Source organism: Ideonella alba (assembly GCF_018069875.1).
Taxonomy (GTDB): Bacteria; Pseudomonadota; Gammaproteobacteria; order Burkholderiales; family Burkholderiaceae_C; genus Ideonella; species Ideonella alba.
Genome location: NZ_JAGQDF010000004.1, coordinates 25,432 through 48,431 on the forward strand (window position 1 = coordinate 25,432; position 23,000 = coordinate 48,431).

At 68.9% G+C, this 23,000-nt stretch carries 25 protein-coding genes; 14 read left to right on the forward strand and 11 right to left on the reverse strand.

What is annotated here, in order from left to right; genetic code table 11:
* Position 1: 1 nt before the first annotated feature.
* The 4 genes from KAK07_RS07485 to KAK07_RS07500 all read right to left on the reverse strand — a co-directional run bounded on the left by KAK07_RS07485 (position 2) and on the right by KAK07_RS07500 (position 4,394).
* Complete coding sequence (locus KAK07_RS07485) at positions 2–652, reverse strand: retron system putative HNH endonuclease (protein ID WP_210859958.1); 651 nt, start codon at positions 650–652, stop codon at positions 2–4.
* Positions 649–2,013: an AAA family ATPase gene (locus tag KAK07_RS07490; RefSeq protein WP_310740715.1), complete on the reverse strand. Its 1,365-nt coding sequence runs from the start codon at positions 2,011–2,013 to the stop codon at positions 649–651. The genes KAK07_RS07485 and KAK07_RS07490 overlap by 4 nt, the downstream gene beginning before the upstream one ends.
* 78 nt (positions 2,014–2,091) lie before the next feature.
* Positions 2,092–3,060: a Bug family tripartite tricarboxylate transporter substrate binding protein gene (locus KAK07_RS07495; protein WP_247664283.1), complete on the reverse strand. Its 969-nt coding sequence runs from the start codon at positions 3,058–3,060 to the stop codon at positions 2,092–2,094.
* A gap of 59 nt (positions 3,061–3,119) precedes the next feature.
* Complete coding sequence (locus KAK07_RS07500) at positions 3,120–4,394, reverse strand: Glu/Leu/Phe/Val family dehydrogenase (protein WP_210859962.1); 1,275 nt, start codon at positions 4,392–4,394, stop codon at positions 3,120–3,122.
* Positions 4,395–4,618: 224 nt separating this feature from the next.
* Here KAK07_RS07500 and proC point away from each other — a divergent pair, with 224 nt between their 5' ends.
* Positions 4,619–5,449 (forward strand): pyrroline-5-carboxylate reductase, encoded by an 831-nt coding sequence (gene proC / locus KAK07_RS07505; protein ID WP_210852534.1) that lies wholly within the window; start codon positions 4,619–4,621, stop codon positions 5,447–5,449.
* A gap of 18 nt (positions 5,450–5,467) precedes the next feature.
* Here proC and KAK07_RS07510 read toward each other — a convergent pair whose 3' ends face one another.
* Positions 5,468–5,938, reverse strand: coding sequence for a glutaredoxin family protein (locus KAK07_RS07510; protein ID WP_210852536.1), 471 nt, complete (start codon positions 5,936–5,938; stop codon positions 5,468–5,470).
* Between the two features lie 30 nt (positions 5,939–5,968).
* Positions 5,969–6,862, reverse strand: coding sequence for a 4-hydroxybenzoate octaprenyltransferase (gene ubiA, locus KAK07_RS07515; protein ID WP_210852539.1), 894 nt, complete (start codon positions 6,860–6,862; stop codon positions 5,969–5,971).
* 112 nt (positions 6,863–6,974) lie between these two features.
* Between ubiA and KAK07_RS07520 the strand changes: the two genes are divergently transcribed.
* The 5 genes from KAK07_RS07520 (at position 6,975) to KAK07_RS07540 (ending at position 13,088) form a co-directional block, all read left to right on the forward strand.
* Positions 6,975–8,114 carry an HD-GYP domain-containing protein gene (locus KAK07_RS07520; RefSeq protein ID WP_210859964.1) on the forward strand — a complete coding sequence of 380 codons (1,140 nt, stop codon included), beginning with the start codon at positions 6,975–6,977 and terminating at the stop codon, positions 8,112–8,114.
* Positions 8,115–8,237: 123 nt separating this feature from the next.
* Positions 8,238–8,864 carry a hypothetical protein gene (locus tag KAK07_RS07525; protein WP_247660968.1) on the forward strand — a complete coding sequence of 209 codons (627 nt, stop codon included), beginning with the start codon at positions 8,238–8,240 and terminating at the stop codon, positions 8,862–8,864.
* A 35-nt stretch (positions 8,865–8,899) separates the two neighbouring features.
* A complete protein-coding gene (locus tag KAK07_RS07530) occupies positions 8,900–9,490 on the forward strand; it encodes a hypothetical protein (RefSeq protein ID WP_210859966.1) in 591 nt (196 codons plus the stop codon).
* Between the two features lie 281 nt (positions 9,491–9,771).
* The gene (locus tag KAK07_RS07535) at positions 9,772–11,184 is read left to right on the forward strand and encodes a hypothetical protein (RefSeq protein WP_210859968.1); all 1,413 of its coding nucleotides are present in this window, start codon (positions 9,772–9,774) and stop codon (positions 11,182–11,184) included.
* 20 nt (positions 11,185–11,204) lie between these two features.
* Positions 11,205–13,088 (forward strand): DUF4135 domain-containing protein, encoded by a 1,884-nt coding sequence (locus KAK07_RS07540; protein WP_210859970.1) that lies wholly within the window; start codon positions 11,205–11,207, stop codon positions 13,086–13,088.
* A 19-nt stretch (positions 13,089–13,107) separates the two neighbouring features.
* On the opposite strand, the gene KAK07_RS07545 is transcribed toward KAK07_RS07540, so the two are convergent.
* The 3 genes from KAK07_RS07545 to KAK07_RS07555 all read right to left on the reverse strand — a co-directional run bounded on the left by KAK07_RS07545 (position 13,108) and on the right by KAK07_RS07555 (position 15,662).
* The gene (locus KAK07_RS07545) at positions 13,108–14,736 is read right to left on the reverse strand and encodes a peptide chain release factor 3 (protein WP_210859972.1); all 1,629 of its coding nucleotides are present in this window, start codon (positions 14,734–14,736) and stop codon (positions 13,108–13,110) included.
* 47 nt (positions 14,737–14,783) lie between these two features.
* Positions 14,784–15,296, reverse strand: coding sequence for a hypothetical protein (locus KAK07_RS07550; RefSeq protein WP_210859974.1), 513 nt, complete (start codon positions 15,294–15,296; stop codon positions 14,784–14,786).
* A 72-nt stretch (positions 15,297–15,368) separates the two neighbouring features.
* Positions 15,369–15,662, reverse strand: a complete 294-nt coding sequence (locus KAK07_RS07555) for a DUF2917 domain-containing protein (protein ID WP_210852550.1) — start codon at positions 15,660–15,662, stop codon at positions 15,369–15,371.
* A 152-nt stretch (positions 15,663–15,814) separates the two neighbouring features.
* Between KAK07_RS07555 and KAK07_RS07560 the strand changes: the two genes are divergently transcribed.
* From KAK07_RS07560 to KAK07_RS07570, 3 genes are all read left to right on the forward strand, one after another.
* Entirely contained in the window at positions 15,815–17,272 is a 1,458-nt protein-coding gene (locus KAK07_RS07560; RefSeq protein ID WP_210859976.1) for an aminotransferase-like domain-containing protein, read from the forward strand.
* A 6-nt stretch (positions 17,273–17,278) separates the two neighbouring features.
* Positions 17,279–17,998: a PepSY domain-containing protein gene (locus KAK07_RS07565; protein WP_210859979.1), complete on the forward strand. Its 720-nt coding sequence runs from the start codon at positions 17,279–17,281 to the stop codon at positions 17,996–17,998.
* An 87-nt stretch (positions 17,999–18,085) separates the two neighbouring features.
* Entirely contained in the window at positions 18,086–18,475 is a 390-nt protein-coding gene (locus KAK07_RS07570) for a hypothetical protein (RefSeq protein ID WP_210852556.1), read from the forward strand.
* Between the two features lie 75 nt (positions 18,476–18,550).
* On the opposite strand, the gene radA is transcribed toward KAK07_RS07570, so the two are convergent.
* Positions 18,551–19,918 carry a DNA repair protein RadA gene (gene radA / locus KAK07_RS07575; protein ID WP_210859981.1) on the reverse strand — a complete coding sequence of 456 codons (1,368 nt, stop codon included), beginning with the start codon at positions 19,916–19,918 and terminating at the stop codon, positions 18,551–18,553.
* Between the two features lie 37 nt (positions 19,919–19,955).
* Between radA and KAK07_RS07580 the strand changes: the two genes are divergently transcribed.
* On the forward strand, positions 19,956–20,588 hold the full coding sequence (locus tag KAK07_RS07580; protein ID WP_210859983.1) for a LysE family transporter: 633 nt from the start codon (positions 19,956–19,958) through the stop codon (positions 20,586–20,588).
* On the forward strand, positions 20,588–20,947 hold the full coding sequence (locus tag KAK07_RS07585; protein ID WP_210852562.1) for an antibiotic biosynthesis monooxygenase family protein: 360 nt from the start codon (positions 20,588–20,590) through the stop codon (positions 20,945–20,947). Before KAK07_RS07580 ends, KAK07_RS07585 begins: the two co-directional genes overlap by 1 nt.
* Here KAK07_RS07585 and KAK07_RS07590 read toward each other — a convergent pair.
* Positions 20,920–21,288 carry a hypothetical protein gene (locus KAK07_RS07590; protein ID WP_210859985.1) on the reverse strand — a complete coding sequence of 123 codons (369 nt, stop codon included), beginning with the start codon at positions 21,286–21,288 and terminating at the stop codon, positions 20,920–20,922. The genes KAK07_RS07585 and KAK07_RS07590 overlap by 28 nt on opposite strands.
* Before the next feature lie 131 nt (positions 21,289–21,419).
* Here KAK07_RS07590 and KAK07_RS07595 point away from each other — a divergent pair, with 131 nt between their 5' ends.
* The 3 genes from KAK07_RS07595 to KAK07_RS07605 are packed head-to-tail and all read left to right on the forward strand — an operon-like array spanning position 21,420 to position 22,991.
* On the forward strand, positions 21,420–21,800 hold the full coding sequence (locus KAK07_RS07595) for a hypothetical protein (RefSeq protein ID WP_210852566.1): 381 nt from the start codon (positions 21,420–21,422) through the stop codon (positions 21,798–21,800).
* 40 nt (positions 21,801–21,840) lie between these two features.
* Positions 21,841–22,764, forward strand: a complete 924-nt coding sequence (locus KAK07_RS07600) for a branched-chain amino acid transaminase (RefSeq protein WP_210852568.1) — start codon at positions 21,841–21,843, stop codon at positions 22,762–22,764.
* A gap of 20 nt (positions 22,765–22,784) precedes the next feature.
* On the forward strand, positions 22,785–22,991 hold the full coding sequence (locus KAK07_RS07605) for a zinc-finger domain-containing protein (protein WP_210852570.1): 207 nt from the start codon (positions 22,785–22,787) through the stop codon (positions 22,989–22,991).
* Positions 22,992–23,000 lie beyond the last annotated feature (9 nt).

The following is a 23,000-nucleotide window of genomic DNA, read 5'->3' on the forward strand; positions in this document are numbered from 1 at the left end:
CTCAGCGACCCAGCATTTGCTCAGCGTATCGCGCCACAACGTGACCGAAGTTGTCGAGTCGACCCGCCGCATCAGGCGTTCGAAAACCCTCGGCCAGTTGGCTCAACTCCTCGTCGCTTGCCGAGGTCACAAAGGCATCGTCAAAGACCCGTCGCAGAGCCTCTACACGACGTTCCCGAAGGAAGCTGATGTCGAGTTGCAGGATCTTCAACATGAAGTCGGCCGCCTCATCGTCGCGGTCTGTCGGGTAGATCCTGCCGTCACCCAGCGAGTACAAAAAGCGACGCTCACAGTCCATGTCGAGCGGTGAAATGGCCTGTGCCTCATCGAAGTCGCTGCCCTTGGCGTGCCCGCAGTGCAGTGGCAAACCCGGGCGCGTCTCGCGGATACACGATGCATGCAGATTGCCATAGTCGAGCGCCAGGTCTGGGCGGGCTTCCTGCGGCCGGAAGTGCTCTATGTGGCTGTCTGAAAAGTCAATTCGGCACCCGCAGTAGCAGCACACCCAACCCTGTTCGCAAAGAAGCGATTCGTGCAGTTCGCGCTTCTGCGGGTTTTGCAAACCATCGTAGGTCGGCTGCCAATCCGCGTTGGCTTGAGCCTTCCATTGAGCAAAGCCCACAGGCTCAGCCTGCTTGATGACCCGCTTCATCGACCCAGGACTTCCTTGCGACGAAGCAAGGCCCTGGCACCCGACAACTCAGGAATGCCTGGCGCAATCGACTCCAGCGCTGTCAGTCGCCTTTGCGCAGAGGGCAACTCACCGCGCTCCAGGTCCTCGAACAGGGCATCCAGCTGTGCCTGAACATCTGACGTCCGCGCATCGGCACCCATGATCTCCTCCAGGACTTGGCTGGAGGTCAGGCCGTAGCTGACCTGTGGATGATCTGTCTGACCATTCCTGAGCAGGATGATTTCGTCGGGTCGCAGTTCACCCAGCACCTGCGGTGAGTGGCTTGCCACGATGAATTGGACAGCTGGAAAGGCCCGCTTGAGGCCGCTGGTCAGGATGCGCTGCCAGCGGGGATGGAGGTGCATGTCCAACTCGTCGATCAGCACCACCCCGGGTGTTTTCTGCGTCACATCCCAGCCCAGTTGCGGGTTCAGCAGACACATACGCCGCGCAATGTCGGCCACCAGCCCGATGACTGCCCGTTGACCGTCGCTAAGGTTCTCGAAGGCCGTCGGTTGGCGATCGTTATCGCCCAACGACCGCCACTCCATCAACAGGCTTTTCTGCTTGAGGTCGTACTTCAGGCCTTTGGCGCCCTCTACGGCGTCGCCCAAAGCGCGATTGACCAAGGCTAATTCGTCGTTGTCGATGGCATCGAAGGCCACACCAGTCTCAGATGATGTTTGGAAGCGTTCAAGGCACTTGCCAATGACCCAGGCTTGAAGTGCAGTAGCGTCCAGAGATGCATCCCACCAAGACGCATAGCCATCGGTTCGCCCACTGCGGGTTGCAGCCGCCTGTATTTCCTGTGGTTGACTTTGGCTCCAATGCCGATTGGCACGGTAGAAGGCCATGATAGGCAGAGACGACTTGGCTCGGGTCGTCTGGGCAGTCGGACCAACCGCCTGTTGGATCCCTTGCCAGACAAGGCCCGGCGGCGTTCCACCTGAAACTGCGCCGTCAACCTGACTGGTCCGCTGCGTAGTCCAGATACACACACTTTCGTGGTCGAAGACCTCGGCGACAGCAACGACTTTGACAGGATACTGCGACTCGAAGCGAATGCGTCCGTGGTCAGCGTGCCCAAGCAAGGTGGCGACGTTGGGGTCATCCATTGCGACCACGCTGGAAATCGACATGTACTGACTGAAGCCCGTCAACAACGCGTCGCACAGTGCCTTCAATAGCGATGTCTTGCCGCTACCGTTTACGCCAACTACGACATTGAAGCCAGGCTTGAACGCCACATGCAAATCTCGATGGCACCGGTAGTTGGTCAAGTGGACCGACTCAAATCTCATTAGCCCTGCCTCCTTAGGTTGAGCTAGCTGCCGCCGCATCTCGCCAGATCCGTCGACGGCGTCGCCACAGTATGACGCGACGTCGCTGTTCAACTTACCGCACGGCGAGAACAAACCTCAGTCGAGCTTAACCCCCAGCTTGCGGATCACCGCGCCCCAGCGGGCGCTGTCGGCCTCGACCACCTGGCGGAACGCCGCGGCACTGCCGCCCACCGGCGTCAGGCCCTGCGCGTCCAGCGCGCTCCTGACCGCTGGATCGGCCAGCGTGGCGTTGACATCGGCATTGATCTTCGCCACCACCGCCTCGGGCGTGCCGGCGGCCACGAACAGGCCGTTCCAGGCCAGGCTCTCTACATTCTTCAGGCCGGCCGAGGCCATGGTCGGCAGGTCCTTCAGGCTGTCGGGGTGCTGGCTGCTGCTGACGGCCAGCAGGCGCGCCTTGTTGTTGCGCACATGGGCCATCAGCGCCGGGGCCACCATGAAGCAGGCGTCGGCCTCGCCCTGGGCCACCGCCAGCGCGGCCGGCGGCGAGCCGTTGAACGGGATGTGCTGGGCCTTGGCGCCGATCTCGACCAGGAACAGCTCCATCGTCAGGTGGGCCGAGCTGCCGTTGCCCAGCGACGAGTAGTTCATCGCGCCGTTCTTCGCCTTGGCCCAGGCGATGAACTCGGCCAGCGTCTTCACCGGCACATGCGCGCCCACCGCCAGCACATTGGGCTGCGAGGTGGTCATCACCACCGGCACCAGGTCCTTGGCGGCGTCGTAGGGCACCTTGGCGTACAGGTAGGGCGCGAAGGCGATCGGGCCGTTGAAGGACAGCGCGATCGTGTGGCCGTCGGGCGCCGCCTTGGCCGCCACGTCGGTGCCCAGCATGCCGCCCGCGCCGGGCTTGTTCTCCACCACCACGGCCTGGCCCCAGCGGTCCTTGAGCTTGTCGCCCAGCAGCCGGGCGATGATGTCCAGCGAGGAGCCGGCCGGTGCCGGCACGACGATGCGCACCGGCTTGGTGGGCCAGGCGGACTGGGCCTGGGCCAGCGGGACGCTGACGAGTGTGGCGGCCAGGGCAAGCAGGGAGCGGCGCAGCATCATGGGCATGAAAAAGGGGCCTTGGAAGGCCCCCATGGTAGCGGTGTGCCGCCAGGCGATCAGGGATAGAGACCGCGCTCGACGCGGGCCTGCAGGATGCGCTCGCAGGAGACCGTGAAGGTGGCGGTGCGCAGCGTGATGCGGTGCTGGTCGGCCACCTCCCAGATGCGCTTGAGCGCGCCCACCATGATCTTGTCCAGGCGCACGTTGATCTCGTCCTCGGTCCAGAAGAAGCTCGAGAAGTCCTGCACCCACTCGAAATACGAGACCGTCACGCCACCGGCGTTGCAGATCACGTCGGGCACCACCAGGATGCCGCGGTCGGCCAGGATGTCGTCGGCGCTGGGCACGGTGGGGCCGTTGGCGCCCTCGAGCACCATCTTGGCCTTCACGCGGCGGGCGCGGTCGGCGGTGATCTGGCCTTCCAGCGCGGCGGGGATCAGGATGTCGCAGTCGACATCCCAGAACTCCTCGTTGCCCATCACCTCGGCGCCCTTGAAGCCGCCCACGCCGCCGGTGGCCTTGACGTGCGGCATCAGCTCGGCCAGGTCAAAGCCGTTGCCGTTGTAGATGGTGCCGGTGTGGTCCTGCGCCGCCACGATCTTGGCGCCGGCCTGGCCGAACAGCTCGGCCGCGGCCGAACCCACATTGCCAAAGCCCTGCACCGCCACGCGGGCGCCCTGCAGGTCCAGGTTGATGCGGCGAGCCGCCTCGCGGCCGGTGACGAACACGCCGCGGCCGGTGGCCTTCACGCGGCCCAGCGAGCCGCCCAGGTGGATCGGCTTGCCGGTGACCACGCCGGTGGCGGTGGCGCCGGTGTTCATCGAGTAGGTGTCCATCATCCACGCCATGATCTGGGCGTTGGTGTTGACGTCCGGCGCCGGGATGTCCTGCTGCGGGCCGATGATGATGCCGATCTCGCTGGTGTAGCGGCGGGTCACGCGCTCAAGCTCCTTCAGCGAGAGCTTCTTGGGATCGATGCGGATGCCGCCCTTGGCACCGCCGTAGGGCAGGTTGACCGCGGCGTTCTTGATGCTCATCCAGGCCGACAGCGCCATCACCTCTTCCAGCGTCACGTCCGGGTGGTAGCGCACCCCCCCCTTGCCCGGGCCGCGGCTGAGGTTGTGCTGCACGCGGTAGCCCTCGTAGTGGGCGATGGTGCCGTCGTCCAGTTCGATCGGGATGTCGACGATCAGCGCGCGCTTGGGGCGCTTCAAGGTGTCGATCCAGCGCGAGAGGTGGCCCAGGTAGGGCGCCACGCGGTCGACCTGCATCAGGTAGGTGCCCCAGGGGCTGTCGGGGGTCGGGTGGACGTAGGACAGGGGTTCGGTCATCGGTGTGTCTCCAGGGATGTTGGATCAGCCGTCACCGGCCTTGTGAGCCGGCCCGTTCGGCATGGGGGCGGACTGTAGGCGGGGTGGCGCCGAATTTGTCACCGAGCCTCATGCAACCTTTGCATAGTTGCTGTTCCGGCCGTTCATGCATGCAGGCCATGCATGACCAGCGCCAGCCCTTGGCATGCGCGCGCCGGCCCCAGGCCGCGCCTACACTGCGCGCCATGAATGCTTCAACTTCCCTGGGCCGCACCGCCTTCATCGGTGGCGGCAACATGGCCAGCGCGGTGCTGGGCGGCCTGCTGCGCGCGGGCGCGCCGGCCGATGCCTTCATCGTGGTGGAACCCTGGGCCGAGCAGGCGGCCCGGCTGCGTGAGCAGTTCGGACTGACGGTGCTGGACGCCGCCGGTGCGGCGCTGCAGGGCGTGGACACGGTGGTCTGGGCGGTCAAGCCGCAGCTCTTCGCCGAAGCCGCCGCGCCCTGCGCCGCGCACATCGGCGGCGCCTTGCAGATCAGCGTGATGGCCGGTATCCGCAGCGAGGCCATCGCCCGCGCCAGCGGCAGCGCGCAGGTGGTGCGCTGCATGCCCAACACGCCGGCGCTGATCGGCCAGGGCATGACCGGCCTGCATGCCAGTGCCGCGGTCAGCAGCGCACAGCGCCAGCGCGCCGAGGCCCTGCTGGCCCCGACCGGCCGCCTGCTGTGGGTGGACGCCGAGCGCGACCTGGACGCGGTGACCGCGCTGTCGGGCTCGGGCCCGGCCTACTTCTTCTACCTGATCGAGGCCATGGTGCAGGCCGGCACCGAGCTGGGCCTGAGCCCGGCCCAGGCCCGCCAGCTGGCCGAGGGCACCGCTGCCGGGGCGGCGGCGCTGTCGGCGCAATCGGTGGACAGCCCCGAGGTGCTGCGCCAGCGGGTGACCAGCAAGGGCGGCACCACGCACGCGGCGATCAGCACGATGGAGGCCGCCGGCATGAAGGCCACGGTGGTGGCCGCAGTGCACGCGGCGGCGCGGCGCGCGGCGGAGCTGGGCGACGAGTTCGGCCGCGCCTGACCGCGCCGGCGCGCGCGGTCAGATCGGCACCTGGGACAGTGTCTGCTGGTCCAGCGCCAGCGCCTCGTTGAGCTTGGCGGCGGTGTAGCCCACCAGCATCTGCGTGGGCATCAGGATCACTGGCAGGTCGGGCGAGCCCAGCAGCGCGTGCGACTGCCGCGCGGTGGCGCTCTTGCCCAGGTCCAGCACGTCGAACTGCACCTTCAGCTTGCGCAACTGGGCCATCGCGTCGTTGCAGAGGCGGCAGCCCGGCGCCACGAAAACGGCCAGCTCGCCCTGCCCCAGCGGCAGGTTGTCGGTGCGGCGGGTGATGGTGGGGGTGCGCGCCTCGTTCAGGCCCGGCAGACGGCTTTCGATCAGCTGGCGGCCCTGGCTGCGCAGCTTGTCCAGGAAGCCGCGGAAGCGCTGTTCCAGCGATTCGGCGCGGGCAGCACCGGCCAGGCTGCCGAGCAGCAGGGCCAGGGTCCAGTGGCGGCGGTTGATGGACATGGGCTCCTCCTGGGTGGGTTGTCGGGGTGCTCAGGCAGTGGCCAGCACCGTGCCCATGAAAACGGCAAAACCGAGCCAGTGGTTGACCCGGAAGGCACGGAAGCAGCCCTCGCGGCTTCTGGTGCGGATCATCGTGTAGTGCCAGCCGGCCTGCAAGCCCGCGGCCACCAGGCCCAGCCAGGACAGCCGGTCCAGCCCCAGCGAATGGCTCAGCGCCCCCCAGGCGACCAGGTGGATGGCGTAGAAGGCCATCACCCCGGCCACGTCGAAGCGACCCAGCGTGATGGCCGAGGTGCGGATGCCGATGCGCAGGTCGTCGTCGCGATCGACCATTGCATATTCGGTGTCATAGGCCAGCACCCAGAACAGGTTGGCCAGCAGCAGCGCCCAGGCCTGCCAGGGCACGGCCGCGCCCACCGCCGACAGGCTCCACTCGGCGCCGCCCAGCACCGCCGAGAAGGCCATCGGGATGCCGAAGCTGAAAGCCACGCCCAGCACCGCCTGTGGCATCGCCACCACCCGCTTGGCATAGGGATAGACGAGCGCGATCGCCAGTGCCGGGAAGGACAGCAGGATGGTCGGCGCATTGGTGGTCAGCACCAGGCCGAAGGCCGCCAGCGCCAGCACCGCGCCCAGGCCCAGCGCCTCCTTCACCGGCAGCTCGCCGCTGGTCACCGGCCGCGCCGCGGTGCGCTTGACGTGGCGGTCGAACTCGCGATCGGCCACGTCATTGATGCAGCAGCCGGCGCTGCGCATCAGGATGGTGCCGGCGGTGAACACGACCAGCAGGTGCCAGCCGGGGAAGCCGTCGGCCGCGATCCACAGCGCGCTGAGCGTGGGCCACAGCAGCAGCAGCCAGCCGGCCGGCCGGTTCCAGCGGATCAGGTCAAGGTAGAGCGCCAGGCGCGAACGGGGAGCAGACATGCGGGAATTGTCACCGCTGCGCGACAGGTCGATCCCGCGCCCCGCTTGCCCGGCGGGCCTGCCCTCGTTAACCTTGCGGCCACGCTGAATGCAGTACCCCAGCGTACCCTCCATGACCCAAGCATCCAACGCCCCCGCGTGGGTCCTCCCCCCGGCCCAGACCCAGTCACTGAGCGAGCGCATCGGCGCGCTGCACGGTCAGTTGCGTCGGGTGGCGCCAGCCATCGACCGCATGGCCTGTGCGCTCTACGACCCGGCCGAGGACCTGCTCAAGACCTTCGTCAACAGCACCGCGCACGGCGAGCCGCTGCGGGCCTACCAGTACCGCCTGTCGGACAGCCCCAGCCTGGGCGCGCTGGCCCGTGAACGTCGCGCCCGGGTGGTGGACCGCCTGGACCTGCTGCCGGCCACCGACACGGCCCACAGCCACTGGCTGCGCGAGCAGGGCTACCGATCGTCCTACACCGTGCCGATCTTCGACGGCGACACCTTCGAAGGCTTCCTGTTCTACGACTCGCTGCAGCCCGAGGCCTTCACGCCCGAGGTGGTGGATCGGCTGGAGGTCTACACCCAGCTGGTGGCGCTGATGATCAGCCACGAGGTGATCGCGGTGCAGGCGCTGGTGGGCTCGATGCGCGTGGCGCGCGACTTCGCCCACCTGCGCGACGTGGAAACCGGCACCCACCTCGACCGCATGTCGCGCTACGTGCGCCTGATCGCGCGCAGCCTGAGCGGTCCGCGCCAGCTGAGCGACGAGTTCATCGAACAGCTGTTCCTGTTCGCGCCGCTGCACGACATCGGCAAGATCGGCGTGCCCGACGCCCTGCTGCTCAAGCCCGGCCTGTACACCCCCGAAGAGCGCCAGCAGATGCAGCGCCACGTCACGCTGGGCTGCGAGATGATCGAGCGCCTGATCATCGACTTCCGCCTGGGCGGCATCAGCGGCATCGACATCCTGCGCCGCCTGGTGGCCCACCACCACGAATACCTGGACGGCAGCGGCTACCCGCAAGGCCTGCGCGGCGACGACATCCCCATCGAAGCGCGCATCGTCACCGTGGCCGATGTCTTCGACGCGCTGACCAGCCGGCGCGTCTACAAGCCGGCGTTCGCCATCGAGGACTCGCTGAAGACGCTGGAGTCCATGGCCCGCGCCGGCAAGGTCGATGCCGAGTGCGTGGCGGCGCTGCGCCATGGCATGGACGAGGTGCGGGCGATCATCGCGCGCTTCGAGGAAACCGTGGAGCACTGACAAGCCCTACGCTCCGAGATCACCCTGACTGGCAGGATCGAGCCGCGCCGCTATAGTCGCCCGCAGCCTGCTGCGGCATCGACCAGGCTGGCCGACCACACATCAGTTCCAGGGAGAACCCACATGATGACCTTGACTGCCTGGCGCACCGGCGCCCGGTGGTGGCGCCCGTTCGCCGCCCTCTTGCTGAGCCTGCTGCTCAGCGGATGCGCCAGTGTCTACGTCGACAACGGCGTGCCTGAAGTGCCCAGTGCCCAGTTCGCCAAGCCGGCCCGGGCGCAGCCGGTGCAGGTGTTCTTCGAGTTCCAGACGAAGGGCGCGCCCAACGGGCGCGCCAGTGAGCTGGTGCGCGGCCGGGTGGTGAACCAGGTCAAGGACAGCGGCCTGTTCAGCACCGTCGTTGAACAGGCTGATCCGGGCGCCGGCTTGCTGAGCATCACGATCAACAACGTGCCGCTGTCGGACGACGCCTTCACCAAGGGTTTCGTCACGGGCCTGACCTTCGGACTGGCCGGCACCCAGGTGTCGGACGGCTATGTCTGCACCGCGCGCTACACGCCGCCCGGTGGTGGCTCGGCCGTGGTGAAGACGGCCCGTCATGCGATCCACACCACCGTGGGCGCCTCGGGCGCGCCGCAGAACGCCACCAAGGCCGAGAGCGTCGGCGACGCCGTGTTCACGATGAGCCGCCAGGTCGTCAGCCAACTGCTCAACGAGCTGTCGCGCGACCCGGCCTTCGCCGGCCGCTGATCCGGTCCCCCCCCATTTCTCCTATCCCGCACACCATGACGTCTGTCTTCCTCGCCACCGGCCGCCGCGTGGCCGGCCTGTCCCTGATCGCCGTGGCCGCACTCGCCACCGGCTGTGCCTCGGTCACCGTTCCCGTCACCGCCAGCGCTCCGAACGTCGAGCGCCTGAAGAGCAGCCCGCCCGCCCCCATGGGCGTCGGCGAGTTCAAGGCCGCGCCCGGCAAGGCCGCCGACGCCGACAAGGGCCTGAGCGTGCGTGGCGGCAACACCATCGCCCCGCAGGGCGGCAGCTTTGCGGTGCAACTGCGCGACCAGCTGGCCGCCGAGCTCAAGGGCGCCGGCCTGCTGTCCACCGATGGCCGCATCGTGGTCTCGGGCACGATCACCGACAACAACCTGGACGCCGGCATCGGCAAGGGCATCGGCCGCCTGGCGGCCCGCTTCCAGGTCAAGCGCGACGGTGCCCAGGTCTTCGACAAGGAGCTGGTGGCTGCGGCCGAATGGGAGTCGTCGTTCATGGGCGCGGTCGCCATCCCGGCGGCGTTCAACCAGTACGGCGCGCTCTACCAGAAGCTCATCGGCCAGCTGTTCGACGACGCCGACTTCAAGGCGGCTGTCAAGCGTTGAGGCCGACCTGGCGCTGGCCCAGTCGCGTGTCCACGCGGTGGGCCGGGGCCGCTGCGCGCCAACCTGTCGTATCCCTGCCGACAGCTGGGGAAGGCCCCGACGAGTGAGCCGCCCAGGCCAATCCTAGAATCGGCGCTCCCCAAGGCAGGAGGATGCAGATGGCTGTGCTTGAGTTTCCCGATGCGCTCGATCCCGGACACTGGGATCGGAAGAAAGGATCACTTCCCCCTCGAAGTGATGTGGGCGAGGCGCTCAAGGCATTGCACAAGCGGCACCAGAGTGTGGACTGGTCCGTCTGGGACATCGCCAGCGTGCGCAAGGTCCGCAGCCTGGCTGATTTGGACAAGGCCTACGGCAGCCGGGATGACGCCTGGGACAGTCTGGCCGAGGCGCTGGGCAAGTTGATCAGCACCGCCTCGGATACCGCCGCAAAGCAGGCCAAGGCCAAGGACGCAGCCAAGCCCACCCTGGAGGCCTGCAAGGACATCATCGCTGAGGCCCAGAAGCACCAGAAGCGCCTTGACACCCTGGGCAAGGAGCTGGCGGCCGCCCTCAAGGAGGCGCGCCAGGCCCTGGCGGCGGAACAAAAAGGCTCCGAGGACGAGGGTGATGACGCTGATGCCGCCGTCGCCGCGCTCTTCGACCCCAAGCGTTTGCTGGCGCAGTTGATGATGTGCCAGCGCAAGCCGGAGTACCGACCGAACTTCGCCTTCATCGACGCGAACCCGAAGCTCAAGAAACCCGCTGCACTGTGTCTGCACGCCAAGGTCTCCGGCCGCACGCTGCTGCGTCGCCTGCAGGACGAGCAGGACATCAAGCAGGGATGCTACGGCGTGGCGTGGATCGAAGATCGGGTGCTGAATCTGCGCGTGGACAAACCCTTCAGCGGCCTGACCAAGAAGGTTCGGGGGCCGCTCAAGGCCTGTGGCTTCCGCGTCAGCGCTGTCGTGCTGTGGGCCGAGGACGGCACGGCACTGGAGCGCGACGACGAGGATGACGCCGCCACAGCCCAGGACGAGACCGGCACGCCGCCGCCTGCCCCGCAGTCACCCGAGGTGTCGCCGGCGCCCCCAGGTGTCAGCCAGGCCGACTTCATGGCCCGGCTCAAGGCCCTGCAGCCGGCCATCGTCCAGGCCACGGGCGGCGCCTCCCGGGATCCCCGGGTCGCCGCGCTGGTGGCCCGCATGGGTGAACTGGCCAAGGCCAAGGACTTCGACGGCGCGATGGCTGTACTTCGCGCACTGCAGGACATGCTGTCATCCCGCGGCGGCGGCGGCGCAGGTTCGCCCAGCGGCGAGTCGCCGCTGGGCAATGAGTTCCCGGCCAAGTGGCGCCGCATCTCGAGTGAGTTGCGCGAGGCCAGCGAGTCGGTCGATGAGCAGATCAGCCGGCTGCAGCGCGTGCTGCGTGAGCAGGACGACAGCGAGCTCAAGGAGATTGCCGAGTTCGGCCTCAATGCGGTCACAGGCAACTTCAAGGTGCCCTTGCTGGCCGCGATGCTGGAACTGGGCGACGGCCACAACGCCACCGCCGAGGACGCGGCCGGCGCGCGCGAGCTGGCACGTGCCTACGCCAATCACCTGCGCGGCGACATCCGCGTCGCCGCCTGTGACCAGAACCCCTTCGGGATCGAAGTCAGCATCCGTGACACCCTGGCGGCGGCACTCGATCGCTTTGTCACCGAACTGTCCTGACCGAGGGAAGGAGCACCACCATGGTCATGTCGATCAGCCAGTTCAAGGCGGCCTTCAAGATGGGGGCCGAGCAGGTCAACCCCAAGATCCGCTGGGCCGCCACCAAGAACATCTTCCTGAGCCAGACCCGCCTGGCCTCCATCGCGTCCGACCTTGACGACATCGAGAACAGCCCGCCACCGGAGCGCCTCCAGAAGGTGCTGGATCTGCGCCTGAAGATCGCCCGCGCCAAGGAGGACCGCAAACTCAACGCCAAGTACGGACAACTGCTGGATGATCTCAACAAGAACCTGGCGGACACGGTGGTGCGGTCCCAGGACATCAGCGTCGGCCCGCCCAAGGTGTCCCTGGTCAAGACCATGGCCGGGGTACCCGGCGTGCGGGTTGACGACGAGTTCGTCAAGGACGACATGGGCACGCTTCACGGTGCCACGCTGACGCAGAACAAGTTCGACTACATCAACGACCTGGTGAGCAAGGTCAAGACCATGGGTTCCGACCTCGGGGTGGCGATCGACGGCCTGGACTCCCTGGTCATCAGTGCGGTCAAGGACACCAAGCTGGGCGTCGACTCAGGCGTCATCGATGGCAGCATCTGGGAGCAGGCCATCAACGAGGTCCGCAACAATGTGTCCAAGAACATCACCAAGGATCTGGCCGAGATGAAGTCCAGCGGCCTGCTGGGCCCGACGGCAACACTGGCCGGCATCCGTTTCACCGGCAGTGATTTCCACAAGGGCGGCAAGCAGGTGCTGATCCTGCGCTTCATCGACGGCGGCAAGGAGAAGAAGGTCGTCTACAAGCCAAGCAGTCTGGCCATCGACGCCATGCTGTTCGGCTCCGACGGCGTGGCGTCCAAGCTGGAAGGCGTGGACACCTATCGCATCGTGCCGATCATGACCAAGGATGTCCCGCCAGAGGACACCGGGCGCGGCTACATGGAGTTCGTGGACACCGGCGGTGGCCCCACCGGCAAGGACGACGTGCTGGACATCTACGCCAGCATGGGTGGTGCCATGGCGATGTCCTATTACGTCGGACTCGATGACGTCCACCAGGAGAACGTGCTGCTGAAGAAGAATTCGTTGCAGGTGATCGACATGGAGGCGACGACGGGCCTGTTCGTGCTCAACACCGACTACCTTGCGCCCAAAAAGAACCCGGAGGAGGACGACAAGGTCGATCCGCAGAAGTGCAAGAAGGGCGGATGGGCCGATCAGCTCTGGACCAAGTCGCTCGAGGGCATCCGCAAGACCATTGAGCGCGACATCCAGGACGGCAAGATCACCACCTTGCCGACCACGCCAGAGGCTCTCAACGCCCTGTTCAAGGGCTTCTCGGATGTGATCGGTCGGATGAGCGACCCGGGCAAGGGGCCTGACCTCAGCGAGCTCGAGAAGAACCTTGGCAAGTTGACGGCTCGATTCGTGCCGATTGCCACGGCCGAATTCAACAACCTCATCCCCACGGCCCAGCGCGACAACTACCCGCTGCTGGCGGGCGACACACCGGCGACACTGGACAGCTGGACCCGTTACATCGACGAAGAATTGGCACACCGCAACGGCGCCCTGCTGGTGCCGCTCAAGGGAGGCACGTCGACGCCGCTACCGACGATCCGCAATCTGATCGTCGCCGCGGGCGCCTGGAAAGCCCTGCGCGCTGGCGAGGTGCCGTACTACACACGCAACCTGGGGACCAACGTGGTCCGCGACGAGGACGGCAATCCGGTGACGATCGATGGCCACGCCAAGTCCAATCCCCTGGGGATCGTCGCGGCGATGAAGAAGCGGCGCGAGGAGGATCCGGCGGCCGTGGTCAAGTTCTTCAAGGCCCAGATGGGGACGCTGGTGACCGACATGCACGAACACATGATCGGCTGGTTGCGCGCGTTCAGTCACTGAGCAGATCGGCCCCGGGGGTTCAGTCCCCCATCCGCTGCTGAAACACCAGCCCCGCATGCTCGCGCAGCGCGTGGAATTTGATCTTCGGCCAGTTCTCCTGGATCGCCCGCAGCTCGCCCGCGTATTCCAGCAGCAGCGTGGGCGCGTCCACCGCGTCCAGCGCCAGGCGGTGGCTGTTGGCGTCGATGAAGCGCTTCAATTCCTTCTCGCCGCCGTCGGCTTCCTCGCAGGTCACCCAGCGCGCCACGTTGTAGCGCGCGGGCATGATGCGGGCCTTCACGCCGTATTCGTGCTCCAGGCGGTGCGCCACCACTTCGAACTGCAGCTGGCCCACGGCGCCCAGCAGCAGCACGCTGCCGGCCATCGGGCGGAAGACCTGGATCGCGCCTTCCTCGCCCAGCTGGGTCAGGCCGGCGCGCAGTTGCTTGGTCTTCAGCGGGTCGGCCACTTCCACCGAGCGGAACAGCTCGGGCGCGAAGAAGGGCAGGCCGGTGAACTGCAGGGCTTCGCCCTCGGTCAGGGTGTCGCCCAACTGCAGTACGCCGTGGTTGGGGATGCCGATGATGTCGCCGGCGAAGGCCTCGTCCAGCAGCTCGCGCTTCTGGCTCATGAAGGTGACCACGGTGTTGGGCCGCAAGGTCTTGCCGCTGCGCACCACCTTGAGGTTCATGCCGCGGCTGAATTTGCCGCTGGCCACGCGCAGGAAGGCGATGCGGTCACGGTGCGCCGGGTCCATGTTGGCCTGGATCTTGAAGACCACGCCGGTGAACTTGCCCTCGTCGGGCTCCACCGTGCGCTGGATCGCCGGTCGCGGGCCCGGCGGCGGCGCCAGGTCGACCAGCGCGTCCAGCACCTCCTGCACGCCGAAGTTGTTGACCGCCGAGCCGAAGAACATCGGCGTCTGGCGACCGGCCAGGAACTCGGCCTCGTCAAAGGCGGGGGCGGCTTCGCGCACCAGCTCGATCTCGCCGGCGGCCTGCTCGTACACGTCACCGAAGCGCGCGTTCAGCACCGGGTTGGCCAGGCCGTCGACGATCTCCTCGGTGCCCGCCACGCGGTCCTCGCCGGGGCTGAAGACGCGCATCTGGTCCTTGCGCAGGTCCAGCACGCCACCGAAGAACTTGGCCATGCCCACCGGCCAGGTGAAGGGCACCACGGTCATGCCCAGCTCGCGCTCGATCTCGTCCATCAGCGCCAGCGGCTCCTGCACCTCGCGGTCCATCTTGTTGACGAAGGTGAGGATGGGCGTGTTGCGCGCGCGGCAGACCTGCAGCAGGCGGCGGGTCTGCGGCTCCACACCGTTGGCCGCGTCGATCACCATCAGCGCCGCGTCCACCGCGGTCAGCACGCGGTAGGTGTCTTCCGAGAAGTCCTGGTGGCCGGGGGTGTCGAGCAGGTTGATGGTGCAGCCGCGGTACTCCATCTGCATGACCGAGGAGGCCACCGAGATGCCGCGCTGCTTCTCGATCTCCATCCAGTCCGAGGTGGCGTGGCGCGTGGCCTTGCGGGCCTTGACCGAGCCGGCGATCTGGATCGCGCCCGAGAACAGCAGCAGCTTTTCCGTCAGCGTGGTCTTGCCCGCGTCGGGGTGGGAGATGATGGCGAAGGTGCGGCGCTGGCGCACCTGCTCGGCGAGTTCGGCGGACATCGGGGCGGGTATCGGTCGGGGGCCACCGGGCGGCGGCCAACCCCTGATTATCGCGGCCCGGCCGTTCCCGCGCGCTCGCGCCGGCGGGCGTCGGCGGCCATCTCCTGGCGCAGCCACTGCGTGAACTGCCGCGTCGGCCGGGCGTGGGCGGCGTCCAGCAGCTCGATCAGCGCGTCGGCGCGCACATGGGCGTCCAGGCGCCAGGTGTCGGGCGTGCTGCGGCCGCGGGTGGCGGCCAGCAGGCGGGTGGTGTCGGGCAGGCCGTCCAGCACCCGGCGCAGATCGGCCACGTGCAGCCACCAGTGGCCGTCTTCGTCCTCGATCACGCCGATCAGGCGGCCGCGGTACGCGCGCTTGCCGCGCAGCGCGTGGGCGGTGGCCAGGCGGGTGGTTTCCAGCGCCGCCTGGCTCAGGGCGTTCTGCAGCGGCAGCGTGACCACCAGCGCCACCAGCGGCGTGGCCGCCACCAGGCCGATGGAGCCGGCGATCGCCCAGCCCAGGCCAAGCAGCCCCACGCTGACCACCGCGGCCAGCAGCAGCAGGCCCAGCACGCGCGTCATGCGCAGCGGGCACCACCAGCCGGCGGGGAGGGCGGCGTTGATGCGGTGAGTGAGGGGCGCATGGCCCCGACTCTAGCGGTCCCGGGGCCGCAGCGTGACGCGCGCGCTGCGCGCGCCCTCGGCACTCAGGTGCAGGCGCGCCGGGCCGACGAGGTCGCAGCCCTGACCAGCCGACAGCACATGGTCCGCGGGCTGGCCTTCGATGGTCAGCCAGACGCGGCCCTGCAGCACGCGCAGCTGGTGCGGGCCGGCCACGCAGTCCAGGCTGCGCACGCGGCCGTGCGGGCCGTTCAGCGGCGCGAGGTGGAGATCCTCGCCGGCGGTGCCGGCCGAGGGGCGTTCAAGCAGCGGGGTGGCGGTGTTCATGGCCTGCATGCTGAGGGCCCCGGCCCCGCGGCGACAGCCACAGCAGCGCGCGGACCGCACTGGTACAGACTGCGCACCGCGCGGCGCTGTACCAGCCGCCCTGCGGGGCTGCTGTACCAGTCGGCCTGCCGCCCACCGGTACAGAATGCGGCATGGACGCGCCCGCCACCGACCCCGGCACCCAGTACCTGCGCATCGCCCACGGCCTGGCCGATGCGATGCGCCAGGGCAGCCTGGCGCGCGGGCAGCGCCTGCCATCGGTGCGTGAGACCGCCCGCCAGCACGGCGTGGCGATCGGCACGGCGGTGCAGGCCTACCGCTGGCTGGAGGACACGCAGCTGATCGAGGCGCGGCCGCGCGCCGGTTTCTTCGTGCGCGGTCCGCGCAGCGTGCAGCTGCCCGAGCCCACGATCGCCCGCGCCACCCGAAAGCCGCAGGCGGTGTGCGTGGACGACGCGCTGGGTCGGCGCCTGCTGGGCCCGGTGGCGGCGCAGGGCGTGGTCAGTTTCAGCAGCGGCACGCCCGACGCCAGCCTGCTGGACGCCGACCGCGTGCGCCGCACCCTGGTGCGCACCGTGCAGCGCCAGCGCGCGCTGCTGTGCCAGTACCCCGGCGCCCACGGCCACCCCGAGGCGCGCCAGGCGCTGGCCCGCTATGCGCTGACGCTGGGTTGCAGCCTCGACCCCGAGCGCATCACCATCACCGCCGGCTGCATGGACGCGGTCAGCCTGTGCCTGCGCACCGTCACCCGGCCGGGCGATGTGGTGGCGATCGAATCACCCACCCACTACTCCTTCCTGGAGCTGCTGCAGGGCCTGCACCTGAAGGCGCTGGAGATTCCCACCCACCCGCGCCACGGCCTGTCGCTGGACGCGCTGCAGCTGGCGCTGGACACCCAGCCGGTGCGCGCCGTGCTGGTGGTGCCCACGCTGTCCAACCCGCTGGGCAGCTGCATGCCGCTGGCCGAGCGCCAGCGCCTGGCGGCCCTGGCCACGCGGCACGACATCGCGGTGATCGAGGACGCGGTCTACAGCGACCTGGTGCTCAGCGACACCCTGCGCCGCAGCGTCAAGAGCTACGACAGCAGCGGCCATGTGATGCTGTGCGACTCCTTTTCCAAGACCGTGGCGCCGGGCCTGCGCCTGGGCTGGGTGGAGGCCGGGCGCTGGACCGAGCCGCTGCAGCGCCTCAAGAGCCTGCACGGCGCGCAGACCGCGGTGCTGGAGCTGGCACTGGCCGATCTGCTGACCCAGGCCGGCCACCAGGCGCTGATGCGCCAGCTGCGCAGCGAGGCAGCGCGCCGCCTGGAGCAGGCGCGGGCCTTGATTGCCGAGCACTTTCCGGCCGGCACCCGGGTCAGCGACCCGCCCGGTGGCTTCCTGCTGTGGGTGGAGCTGCCGGCGGGCGTGGATGCCCAGGCGGTGCAGCAGGCGGCGCAGGCCGAGAACATCCTGGTCGCGCCGGGCTCGCTGTTCAGCGCGCACGCGCGCTTTCGCAACTGCCTGCGCATCGGCGTGGGGGCCGACTGGCGCGCCGGCCACCCGGCCGCGCTGCGCCGCGTGGGCGAACTGGCCCGCAGCCTGGTGCGCGGCCAGATGCGCGCGCGCTGAAACGCCATGGCCACCCGCTGGTCCCCCCGCCTGTTCCGCTGGCACCGCTGGCTGGGCTACCTGGTGGCCTGGCAGGTGCTGGCCTGGGTGGTGGGCGGGGTGCTGTTCGCGTGGGTGCCCTTCCAGGCCTGGGTCAAGGCGGGCGATGTGCTGGCGCCGGCCACCGAGCCGCTGCCGTCGCAGTGGCCCCAGGCGCTGGCGCGGGCCCAGCTGCCCGACACGCCGGTGCTGGCGTTGAGCAGCGTGTCCACCGCCGCGGGTCCGGCCTGGAAGCTGCGCACCGCCCAGGGCGAACACTGGCTGGATGCGCAGGGCGCGCCGCTGGCCGCGCCCGACGCCACCGCGATCGCCCGCTATGCCCAGCAGCGCTACCGCGGCGACGGCCGGCTGCAGGCGGTCGAGCGGCTGGCCGAGGTGGGCCCGCGCTGGGGCATCGTGCGCGAGCTGGGCGAGCGGCGCGAGGTGTGGGTGGCGCGCTTCGACGACACGCTGTCCACCCGCTTCTACCTGGACGCCCGCAGCGGCGAGCTGCTGGCCGCGCGCAACGACGCCTGGGTGCTGTACGACTTCTTCTGGCGCCTGCACGTGATGGACTACCGCGGCGGCGAGGACTTCAACAACCCGCTCTTGCGCGCCGCGGCGCTGCTGGCGCTGGGCCTGGTGGCCGTGGGCGTGGTGATGCTGCTGCTGGCGCTGCGCCGCCACTGGCGCCGCCCCCGCGGCTGAGCGCCGGCCCACAATTCGTCACCAGGCTTCACACGCGCGTCACGTGCGGCGGTCATCATCGCGGCCTGCCTTGAAAGGAGGTTCCTGATGAGCAACCCCTCCTCCCTGTCGCCGGTGGGCAACCGCGCCCTGGTGCCCCTGTGGGTGGCCGGCCTGTACCGCGATGCCCACGCCGGCCTGCGCGTGCAGCTGCTCGAGCGCCTGCTGCGCCCGATGGGCGTGCTGGGTCTGGTGGCCGTGGCCGATGGCGTGTTCGCCGCCCTGCGCCATCGCCACGGCTGGCAGCGCCTGCAGGTCACCGCCGAAGACACTGCCGCGGTCAGTGCCGACCATGTCTTCCAGCTGGTCGCCTACCTGCAGGAGCGCACGCCCGAGGCGCTGACCTCCTTGTCCGACCTGCTGGCCAGCCACCCCGCGGCCCTGGCCACGGTCAGCGGCGCGCTGCTGTGGGACCTGCTGCGACGCAGCGGCCGCTGAGCTGGAGGCCGCCCCAAGGTGGCCGCAGCCCCCTCGGGGGTGGCGACGCCGCGCAGCGGCTGGTGTGGTGTTCCGCTAAGTGGCCAGCTCGCGCAGCGCGTCGATCGCCTGCTCGATGCGCTCCACCGGCACGATGCGCAGGCCCTCGATCGGCTTCTTGGGCGCATTCGCCTGCGGCACCACGGCCACGCTGAAACCCAGCTTGGCCGCCTCCTTCAGCCGCTCCTGCCCGCGCGGCGCCGGCCGCACCTCGCCGGCCAGGCCGACCTCGCCGAAGGCGATGAAGCCGCGTGGCAGCGCGCGGCCGCGCAAGGAACTCTGGATGGCCAGCAGCACCGCCAGGTCGGCCGCCGGCTCGCTGATGCGCACGCCGCCCACCGCGTTGACGAACACGTCCTGGTCCATGCAGGCCACGCCCGCGTGGCGGTGCAGCACCGCCAGCAGCATCGCCAGCCGGTCGCGCTCCAGGCCCACGCTCAGGCGGCGCGGGCTGGGGCCGCCGGCATCGACCAGGGCCTGGATCTCCACCAGCAGCGGCCGCGTGCCCTCCAGTGTCACCAGCACGCAGCTGCCGGGCACCGGCTGGGCGTGGGTGGACAGGAAGATCGCGCTGGGGTTGGCCACGCCCTTGAGGCCCTTCTCGGTCATCGCGAAGACGCCGATCTCGTTGACCGCGCCGAAGCGGTTCTTGATCGCCCGCACCAGGCGGAAGCTGCTGTGCGTGTCGCCCTCGAAGTACAGCACCGTGTCGACAATGTGCTCCAGCACCCGCGGGCCGGCCAGCGCGCCCTCCTTGGTGACATGGCCCACCAGCACCATGGTGCAGCCGCCGGACTTGGCGGTGCGGGTGAGCTGCGCCGCGCACTCGCGCACCTGGGCCACCGAGCCGGGCGCGCTGCTGAGCTGGTCGGAGTAGAGCGTCTGGATCGAGTCGATCACGCAGAAGGCCGGCTGCTCGGCGGCGATCGTGGCCTGGATCTTCTCCAGCCCGACCTCGGCCAGCACCCGCACCCGCGTGCCCGCCAGGCCCAGCCGGTGCGATCGCATCGCCACCTGGGCGGTGGACTCCTCGCCGGTGACATACAGCACCTTCATCCGGCTGGACAAGGCATCCAGCGCCTGCAGCAGCAGCGTGGACTTGCCGATGCCCGGATCGCCGCCGATCAGCACCACGCCGCCCTCGACGATGCCGCCGCCCAGCACCCGGTCCAGCTCCTCCAGACCGGTGGGCGTGCGCGCCACCTCGGCGGCCTCGATCTCGCTGAGTGTGGCCACCGGCTGCGAGGCGGCCAGCGCCTGGAAGCGGTTCTTCGCCGGCCCGGCGGCCTCGGCCACGGTTTCCTCCAGCGTGTTCCAGGCCTTGCAGGCCGGGCACTGGCCCAGCCAGCGCGGCGCGGTGCCGCCGCATTCGCTGCAGGTGTAGATGGTCTTGGCTCGGCTCATGGGACGATTGTGGCAGTGGCGACCTACACTTCCAGGCATGGCATTCAGCATCTGGCTCCCCTTCTTCCTGGCCACCGTCGCGATCAGCCTGTCGCCCGGCCCCGGCGCGATGGCGGCGATGGGCGCGGGACTGAACCACGGCTTCCGGCGCGGTCAGGCGATTGCCTTCGGCCTGGCGCTGGGCGTGTGGACGCAGCTGCTGGTGGTGGGCGTGGGCCTGGGCGCGCTGCTGGCCACCTCGGCGCTGGCCTTTGCGGTGCTGAAGTGGGTGGGCGTGGCCTACCTGGTGTGGCTGGGCGTGCAGCAGTGGCGCTCGCCGGCGGCGCCGGTCAGCGCACCGGACGGCGAGGGCGCGGCCGGCACCACCCGGGGCCAGCTGGTGCTGCGCGGCTGGGGCGTCAATGCGCTGAACCCCAAGGGCACGGTCTTCCTGCTGGCGGTGATGCCGCAGTTCCTGGACCCGGCGCTGCCGATGGGTCCGCAGTACGCGGTGATCGCGGCCACCTTCGGCGTGGTCGAGTTCACGGTGATGACCGGCTACGCCGCGCTGGCCTCGCGCGTGCTGCGCCTGCTGCGCACACCGGCGCAGATCCGCTGGATGAACCGCAGCTTCGGCGGCCTGTTCGTGGCCGCTGGGGCTTTCCTGGCCTTGTTCAAACGGGGGGTGTGATGTCGAACCCGTCGAGCCTGTCCGGCCCGTTCGCGACCGGACTCAAGCCGCCGTATTGGGCGGTCATCTTCGCCAGCCAGCGCGAGGGCCGCGACGCCGGCTATGCCGAAATGGCCGATCACATGGTCGATCTGGCCCGCCGGCAGCCAGGCTTCCTGGGCATGGAGAGCACGCGCGATGCGCAGGGCTTCGGCATCACCGTGTCCTACTGGCGCTCGCCCGAGGACATCGCGCAGTGGCGCCTGCATGCCGAGCACTCGGATGCGAGGCGCCTGGGTCGCGAGCAGTGGTACAGCCAGTTCGAGCTGCGCGTGGCCAAGGTCGAGCGGGCCTACGCCTTCGAGCGCAGCGCCGGGTAGGGCGCGTCCCACAGCGGCGCGGGCCGCGATTCGTTGGCCGCCAGGCGGTCCTCATGCAGGTCGGCCTGCGCCCACCAGGCCTGCTGGATCCGGGTGGCCGGCAGGTCGAAGCGCTCGCTCAGGCACGCGGCCAGCGCCGGCAGTTCGCTGGCCGGCAGGCGCAGCACCGCGTCGGCATGCGCGGCCATGACCAGCCAGCGCTCGCCGTCCAGGCTGCAGGCGCAGTCGTAGATGCCCGCCGGGGCGCCTTGCAGCACGGCCTGCAGCAGGTCGCTGGCCTCGCGCACGCTCCACGGATCCACATGATCCAGCCAGTCCTCGATCCGGTTCATCACCAGCATGAGCGGCTCCCGTTGTTGTGACATGCGCGCTTCATCGGCCGCCCGCCGGGTTCGTGAAGTCAGCGAAAGCCACAGGCTGTATCCAGCTGCATCCCGGACAATCCGGGGCTGGCAGTGACGAAGGAGACCGGATGAATCCGCGGGTGGGATGGGCGCTGGCAGCCGCCGCAGTGGCGCTGGGCGGCTGGCAATGGGGCTGGCAAGGCGTGCTGCTGGGCGCCACGGTCGTGGTGTTCTGGCTGCTGCTTCAGTTCAGCCGCAGCCTGCGCGTGTTGCGCCAAGCCGGTGCCGCGCCCAAGGGCGCGGTGGCCAATGCGGTGATGCTGCACAGCCAGCTGCAGACCGGGATGACGCTGATGCAGATCCTGCCGCTGACCGGCAGCCTGGGCGAGCCGCTGGCGCCGCCCCCCGAGGAACGCTTCGCCTGGACCGACGCCGGCGGCGACCGCGTGGAGCTGCTGCTGCGCGGCGGCCGGCTGGCCGAGTGGCAGCTGCGGCGCGCGGAACCGTAAAATCGCGGATTCGACCGATTTCGTACAAGGACATTGAGCCATGGGCATGGAAGACCGCGACGGCAAGATCTGGATGGACGGCCAACTGGTGGATTGGCGCGACGCGAAGATCCATGTGCTGACCCACACGCTGCACTACGGCTGCGGCGCCTTCGAGGGCGTGCGCGCCTACAAGACGCCCAAGGGCACGGCCATCTTCCGCCTGCGCGAGCACACCGAGCGCCTGCTGAACTCGGCCAAGATCCTGCGCATGAAGGTGCCGTTCTCGGTGGAGCAGCTGGAAGAGGCGCAGAAGGCCGTGGTGCGCGAGAACGCCCTGGAGAGCTGCTACCTGCGCCCGCTGGTCTGGATCGGCTCCGAGAAGCTGGGCGTCAGCCCCAAGGGCAACCAGATCCACGCGATGGTCGCCGCCTGGGCCTGGGGCGCCTACCTGGGCGAGGAAGGCTTGAAGCGCGGCATCCGCGTGAAGATCAGCAGCTACACCCGCCACCACGTCAACATCACGATGACGCAGGCCAAGACGGTGTCGAACTACACCAACAGCATCCTGGCCAACATGGAAGCCACCGACGACGGCTACGACGAGGCGATGCTGCTGGATGCCTCCGGCTTCGTCAGCGAAGGCGCCGGCGAGAACCTGTTCGTCATCAAGAACGGCGTGGTCTACACCCCCGACCTGTCGGCCGGTGCGCTCAACGGCATCACCCGCAACACCATCTTCCACATCTGCCAGGACCTGGGCCTGAAGCTGGTGGAGAAGCGCATCACCCGCGACGAGGTCTACATCGCCGACGAGGCCTTCTTCACCGGCACCGCCGCCGAAGTCACCCCCATCCGCGAACTCGACCGCATCGAGATCGGCAGCGGCAGCCGCGGCCCGATCACCGAGAAGATCCAGGCCGCGTTCTTCGACATCGTCAACGGGCGCAACGAGAAGTACGCCCACTGGCTGACCCTGGTCTGAACCCACAAGGAACGCCCACCATGAGCGAACAAGCGAGCGTCGTCGAAGTCAGCGCCAAGGACCTGCAGGGCCCCGGCGTGGTCTTCTGCCCCAACCCCAAGATGACCCAGTGGAGCGCCCACCCGAAGGTCTATGTGGACCTCAGCCACGACGGCGAGGGCCGCTGCCCCTACTGCGGCACGGTCTACCGCCTGAAGGCCGGCGAGAAGATCGCCCACGGCCATTGACCACCGTCA

Bases quoted from the DNA above. Each gene is read 5' to 3' on its own strand.
- KAK07_RS07485 (WP_210859958.1), bottom strand. From the start codon at position 652: ATGAAGCGGGTCATCAAGCAGGCTGAGCCTGTGGGCTTTGCTCAATGG.
- KAK07_RS07490 (WP_310740715.1), bottom strand. From the start codon at position 2,013: ATGCGGCGGCAGCTAGCTCAACCTAAGGAGGCAGGGCTAATGAGATTT.
- KAK07_RS07495 (WP_247664283.1), bottom strand. From the start codon at position 3,060: ATGCTGCGCCGCTCCCTGCTTGCCCTGGCCGCCACACTCGTCAGCGTC.
- KAK07_RS07500 (WP_210859962.1), bottom strand. From the start codon at position 4,394: ATGACCGAACCCCTGTCCTACGTCCACCCGACCCCCGACAGCCCCTGG.
- proC (WP_210852534.1), top strand. From the start codon at position 4,619: ATGAATGCTTCAACTTCCCTGGGCCGCACCGCCTTCATCGGTGGCGGC.
- KAK07_RS07510 (WP_210852536.1), bottom strand. From the start codon at position 5,938: ATGTCCATCAACCGCCGCCACTGGACCCTGGCCCTGCTGCTCGGCAGC.
- ubiA (WP_210852539.1), bottom strand. From the start codon at position 6,862: ATGTCTGCTCCCCGTTCGCGCCTGGCGCTCTACCTTGACCTGATCCGC.
- KAK07_RS07520 (WP_210859964.1), top strand. From the start codon at position 6,975: ATGACCCAAGCATCCAACGCCCCCGCGTGGGTCCTCCCCCCGGCCCAG.
- KAK07_RS07525 (WP_247660968.1), top strand. From the start codon at position 8,238: ATGATGACCTTGACTGCCTGGCGCACCGGCGCCCGGTGGTGGCGCCCG.
- KAK07_RS07530 (WP_210859966.1), top strand. From the start codon at position 8,900: ATGACGTCTGTCTTCCTCGCCACCGGCCGCCGCGTGGCCGGCCTGTCC.
- KAK07_RS07540 (WP_210859970.1), top strand. From the start codon at position 11,205: ATGGTCATGTCGATCAGCCAGTTCAAGGCGGCCTTCAAGATGGGGGCC.
- KAK07_RS07545 (WP_210859972.1), bottom strand. From the start codon at position 14,736: ATGTCCGCCGAACTCGCCGAGCAGGTGCGCCAGCGCCGCACCTTCGCC.
- KAK07_RS07550 (WP_210859974.1), bottom strand. From the start codon at position 15,296: ATGACGCGCGTGCTGGGCCTGCTGCTGCTGGCCGCGGTGGTCAGCGTG.
- KAK07_RS07555 (WP_210852550.1), bottom strand. From the start codon at position 15,662: ATGAACACCGCCACCCCGCTGCTTGAACGCCCCTCGGCCGGCACCGCC.
- KAK07_RS07560 (WP_210859976.1), top strand. From the start codon at position 15,815: ATGGACGCGCCCGCCACCGACCCCGGCACCCAGTACCTGCGCATCGCC.
- KAK07_RS07565 (WP_210859979.1), top strand. From the start codon at position 17,279: ATGGCCACCCGCTGGTCCCCCCGCCTGTTCCGCTGGCACCGCTGGCTG.
- KAK07_RS07570 (WP_210852556.1), top strand. From the start codon at position 18,086: ATGAGCAACCCCTCCTCCCTGTCGCCGGTGGGCAACCGCGCCCTGGTG.
- radA (WP_210859981.1), bottom strand. From the start codon at position 19,918: ATGAGCCGAGCCAAGACCATCTACACCTGCAGCGAATGCGGCGGCACC.
- KAK07_RS07580 (WP_210859983.1), top strand. From the start codon at position 19,956: ATGGCATTCAGCATCTGGCTCCCCTTCTTCCTGGCCACCGTCGCGATC.
- KAK07_RS07585 (WP_210852562.1), top strand. From the start codon at position 20,588: ATGTCGAACCCGTCGAGCCTGTCCGGCCCGTTCGCGACCGGACTCAAG.
- KAK07_RS07590 (WP_210859985.1), bottom strand. From the start codon at position 21,288: ATGCTGGTGATGAACCGGATCGAGGACTGGCTGGATCATGTGGATCCG.
- KAK07_RS07595 (WP_210852566.1), top strand. From the start codon at position 21,420: ATGAATCCGCGGGTGGGATGGGCGCTGGCAGCCGCCGCAGTGGCGCTG.
- KAK07_RS07600 (WP_210852568.1), top strand. From the start codon at position 21,841: ATGGGCATGGAAGACCGCGACGGCAAGATCTGGATGGACGGCCAACTG.
- KAK07_RS07605 (WP_210852570.1), top strand. From the start codon at position 22,785: ATGAGCGAACAAGCGAGCGTCGTCGAAGTCAGCGCCAAGGACCTGCAG.